The 684-nt window shown below is 49.0% G+C and carries 1 protein-coding gene; it reads left to right on the forward strand.

What is annotated here, in order from left to right:
* A partial coding sequence (locus R7R78_RS26580) for an ATP-binding cassette domain-containing protein (protein WP_225474667.1) occupies window positions 1–684 on the forward strand: 684 nt, incomplete at both ends.

The raw sequence follows: 684 nt of genomic DNA on the forward strand, positions 1-684 counted from the left end.
GATACGTTCTTCAAAATTGCACACACCCAACTCAATGGCGCTACTACTGCACACCCATCGCCTTATAAGTCGATTAAAGGTCTAGAACATTTCGATAAGGTTATCGACATCGATCAAAGCCCAATTGGCCGAACACCACGCTCGAACCCTGCGACGTACACGGGAATCTTTACCCCTATTCGCGAGCTGTTTGCTGGTACGCAGGAATCACGTTCACGTGGTTACAAACCTGGCCGCTTTAGTTTTAACGTTCGTGGTGGTCGCTGTGAAGCTTGTCAGGGGGATGGTGTTATCAAAGTCGAGATGCACTTCTTACCAGACGTGTACGTGCCATGTGATGTGTGTAAAGGGAAGCGCTATAACCGCGAAACACTGGAAGTACGCTACAAAGGCAAAACCATCGATGAAGTACTGGAAATGACCGTCGAGGATGCTCGCACCTTCTTCGATCCTGTTCCTGCGATTGCCCGCAAGCTGCAAACTCTAATGGACGTTGGTCTGTCTTACATTCGTTTAGGTCAAGCGGCAACCACATTATCAGGCGGCGAAGCGCAGCGAGTGAAATTGGCAAGAGAGCTATCCAAGCGTGATACGGGTAAAACCTTGTACATTCTAGATGAGCCAACAACTGGTCTGCACTTCCATGATATTCAGCAGTTATTGACCGTACTTCATCGCCTGCGC

This window comes from Vibrio sp. 2134-1 (genome assembly GCF_033339495.1).